At 64.8% G+C, this 3,377-nt stretch carries 7 protein-coding genes; all 7 read right to left on the bottom strand.

Going from position 1 to position 3,377, the window contains the following annotated elements:
- Window positions 1-381 (bottom strand): hypothetical protein (locus tag VM221_05520; protein ID HUT74281.1); only part of this gene is annotated, 381 nt, incomplete at its 3' end.
- A complete protein-coding gene (locus tag VM221_05525) occupies window positions 378-1,196 on the bottom strand; it encodes a peptidoglycan recognition family protein (GenBank protein HUT74282.1) in 819 nt (272 codons plus the stop codon). The genes VM221_05520 and VM221_05525, both read right to left, overlap by 4 nt.
- Before the next feature lie 320 nt (window positions 1,197-1,516).
- Window positions 1,517-1,867, bottom strand: coding sequence for a hypothetical protein (locus tag VM221_05530; GenBank protein ID HUT74283.1), 351 nt, complete (start codon window positions 1,865-1,867; stop codon window positions 1,517-1,519).
- The gene (locus VM221_05535) at window positions 1,867-2,307 is read right to left on the bottom strand and encodes a hypothetical protein (GenBank protein HUT74284.1); all 441 of its coding nucleotides are present in this window, start codon (window positions 2,305-2,307) and stop codon (window positions 1,867-1,869) included. Before VM221_05535 ends, VM221_05530 begins: the two co-directional genes overlap by 1 nt.
- 174 nt (window positions 2,308-2,481) lie before the next feature.
- Entirely contained in the window at window positions 2,482-2,781 is a 300-nt protein-coding gene (locus VM221_05540) for a hypothetical protein (GenBank protein HUT74285.1), read from the bottom strand.
- 1 nt (window position 2,782) lies between these two features.
- Complete coding sequence (locus tag VM221_05545) at window positions 2,783-3,139, bottom strand: hypothetical protein (protein ID HUT74286.1); 357 nt, start codon at window positions 3,137-3,139, stop codon at window positions 2,783-2,785.
- On the bottom strand, window positions 3,139-3,377 hold a 239-nt coding region (locus VM221_05550), incomplete at its 5' end, for a hypothetical protein (protein ID HUT74287.1). The genes VM221_05550 and VM221_05545, both read right to left, overlap by 1 nt.

Here is a 3,377-nt window from a genome sequence, read left to right on the forward strand (position 1 = left end):
GGCGCGACACGCCTCCGCGAGGTTCGCGAAGGGGCCCGCCATCCCCTCCTCCGGGAGACGCAGGTACACGCCATCCTCGGCGACGGTCTGGCCGTCCTCGCCGACTACGAGGATCTCATCGAGGCGCCGCAACGTGTCGGGCAGCGCCACCCACCGCTCGGCGTCGCGGATCGCGGCGAGGAGGGCGCGACCGAGGGGCCGTGTGCGGTAGCGGCGGTGCCACCCAGCATCAGACTCCAGCTCAACCAAGCCGAAGAGTGCGGCACTTTCCGCGTCGAGTCCGTCGCCCGTCTGTACTTGCACATCCGCCCAACCAACAGCGCCCGCCTCCAGCAGCCGAACCAGCGGGGACGCCTTGAGCGCCTGCAGGTCATTGGTCATGGCGTCACCACATTCGCTGTCTGCGTGGCCCCGTTCCACTCAATCCGCCAGCCGGGGCAGTTGTCCACCAGTTCCCGCAGGAACGCCCGCCCGGTTGCATGGACTGCCACATTCGGTGCAGTCTCGCCCATCGCAGCCAAAACGGGCGCACCCTCCACGGTCACACGCTCAGCCCACCAGCCTGCCGCGCAGTCCACCTCCGTGTCACTGACTTGAACGTGCGGCACGTTGGGGACCATGCCTAGACGTGCCGCCAAGTCAATCCGCACCAACGCCCGATTGAGGAGCAGGCCGGGGCAGGTCTTGTCGGCTACGTCGCGATGGAAGAACAGCAGGTGCGGCGGGATGCCAAACGTCCGATGCACCACCGTCAGCACGCGCATGGCAGTCTCAAAGGAACGGCCCGATTTGCCCCTGTCAGGAGGCTCCGCATCGAAGTTGGCGACGGTTTCCAGCCCGTAGGCGTACTTGTTGAACCACAACTTGTCGCCGCCTGCGGTCTGCTTGGCCTCGGCCTCCACGTTCCGGCGCGAGACCAGCGCATGTGCCCAGTTGCTGTAGGACAGGTTGCGCCCGGTGATGACCGTTCCGTCGGGGCAGGCGTAGCCGTTGGCGGCGATGGTTGAGAAGCCGCGCACCTGCATGTGGAACCGTTCAATGGCGCGGATGGTCTCTCGCCCTCGGTATTGTGCGGCGGTGGGCGACCATGTGTTATGCAGGACGGTGGCCTTCGGTTTGCGGAAGCCCTTGCGCTTGAGCCACACAACGAACTCTGGGCTGTCGGGGTCGAATTGCAGCAGGTCACTTTGGGGCATCGTCTGCTCCTTTCCGCGCCGGGGCCTGGGCCACGCGGCGCACGTCGGCTACGGTTTTTATGCGTCACTTTTCTCCGCCCGCAGGCGGTCAGTCCTGCCCCGCGTCGGGGGCGTCTGCGGTCTCTGTGAAGTATTCGCAAGCTACGTCGGTGCTCCAGGCAGGCCTCTGACGGATTCCGCCTGAAGTCAACGCATACCCGCCGGGCTTGTTGCACTCACCGAAGCGGACACATTGACCGCACTTCCTGGGCGCGACACAATCGGGATCGCGCATCATTATCTGTGCCCTGATTTTGTTGATGATCGGGTTGTCTGGCACGTCACTCTCCTTCCTGCGGCCCGTGGCCGCCATGCCCCGCGTCGGGGGCGGTCTCGGCGGCCAGGGCGTCGGCGAGTTCATCAGCGCAGTAGTCATGCACGTTGGCTAAGTCATTCATCTTCCAGTTGCGCTCCTTCTGCGCATCCTCCCTCCACTTCGCGACCAACTTCAGTGTCCAGCGGCTAACTTGTAGCCGACAGGCGGCCCGCTCCCGGTCGGCGGCGGCTCCCTCAGCGGCGGAGAGGACGGTGCGGAGCACCTTCTCTAAACTCTCCACCGTCCCGCACACAATGCTCGTGCGTGCCCAATCCTGCACCGCCTCAATTGCTTCCTGTAGCGTCGGCTCGGCCATCATTCGCCACCTTTCTGCGGCTCTCCCGCGACGATCTCAAACAGTTGAATGGCAGCAACAGCACGCGGCCAATGCCCCTCGTTCTCTTGCGGCGCTACACGCATTGCCCGGTCGTCAATGTAGATGTCGGCGAAGGGCTTGCCGGGTCCGGTCCAGACCTGCATTGGCGGAAAGCGATGCCGTTGCAGCCACGCCTTGATTGCTTCGGCGGCTCCGGGTAGTGTCGCGGGGTTGGGCAAGTCATAGGGAGCACCCGCGCCGTCCGCACCGATCAGCGGCACCTCACAGCACCGACAGGTGAAGATGAACAACTGGTGCCCGTCGGCATGGAGTGTGTGCATCGCATCGAGTGCGCCGGGCAGGGGATCGCCGATGTCTTCGTGCCCCTTCCACCCGGCATAGGTAGCCAAGCATCCATCGAGGTCCACCGCGATAATCATCCCGATCTCTCCGTTTCCGCGACGATCTCCAGCGCCGGGAACTCCAGCCGCCCCGATAGGTGTTGACCTGGGCCTCGCAGAAGGGACCATATCGGCGCGTTGATTCTGGCCCGGTCTTCAGCAATCTCTCCTCCCAGTGCGGCCCATACTGCCGCCGCCCGTTGTGCCACTCGCTCATCGGGGGCCTCCCTTCCGTTGCTTGCGCCGCTTCTCCCGCCGCTCCAACGCAGCCCGCGCCTGCACCTCGCACCAGTCCAGGGCCTCGCTCAGGCACGGATCGCCTTCGGGGCAGACCGTCCAGTGCCCGCAGTTGAACAGCTTGGCCACCCACGTGCGCGTTCCCACGTTCCACTCTACCGATGCAGCAAGCCCGCGCCCGAACTGGCGGATGAGCAGCGGCCAACGCCCAAAAATAGCCCAACCCTCGCGTCCCTCCAGGTGCTCCATATTCTCAGTGCTTAGATTCTCGCCCATGTCAGTCTCCTTCCTCCGCCTCCGGGGCCTCGGCCAGGGCGTCGGCGAGAGCGTCGAGTTCCTGGCAGCGATCCTCGTTGTATGCGCGCAGGCCACCGTCCACAGTCCACCCGAGGGGTCTGTCATCTACCACACGAGTGTGCTTTGACAGCGCCCGCCACCGCCCCGCGTCCCTCTCGTTGGCGTCCGCCCGTTCCCGGTCGGTGGCGGCGGACTCGGCGGCGGCGAGGAGGACACACACGCTTGATGCTTCCTGTTCGGTCAACACAATCATCCCAATGATGCGCGGCAGCAAGTCACGGAACTCCAGCAAGTTCTCCACGGCTTCGCGTATCTGCGCGGCGGACGGCTCGGCCATCACTCGCCTCCATTCTGCGGCTCATCCGCGACGATCTCCAGTTCCACCTTGCGCCGCGCATCGAATACTCGCGTCGGCGCTTGCCCGGCAACGTAGTATTGGCGGAAGCGTTCCTTCCACCAAAACGAGTCGTGCCCGCCGCTCCCCGTTGGTCCGAACACCTCGGCCAGCTTATGCACAAACCTGCCCCTGTTGTGCAGCGTGTACATGCCGTTCAACAACGCATCCGCTTCCTCTA

This window comes from Armatimonadota bacterium, assembly GCA_035527535.1.
Taxonomy (GTDB): Bacteria; Armatimonadota; Hebobacteria.

What these genes read in the sequence shown, in the direction of transcription:
- VM221_05525 (HUT74282.1), bottom strand. Translation starts at nt 1,196, where the DNA reads ATGCCCCAAAGTGACCTGCTGCAATTCGACCCCGACAGCCCAGAGTTC.
- VM221_05530 (HUT74283.1), bottom strand. Translation starts at nt 1,867, where the DNA reads ATGGCCGAGCCGACGCTACAGGAAGCAATTGAGGCGGTGCAGGATTGG.
- VM221_05535 (HUT74284.1), bottom strand. Translation starts at nt 2,307, where the DNA reads ATGATTATCGCGGTGGACCTCGATGGATGCTTGGCTACCTATGCCGGG.
- VM221_05540 (HUT74285.1), bottom strand. Translation starts at nt 2,781, where the DNA reads ATGGGCGAGAATCTAAGCACTGAGAATATGGAGCACCTGGAGGGACGC.
- VM221_05545 (HUT74286.1), bottom strand. Translation starts at nt 3,139, where the DNA reads ATGGCCGAGCCGTCCGCCGCGCAGATACGCGAAGCCGTGGAGAACTTG.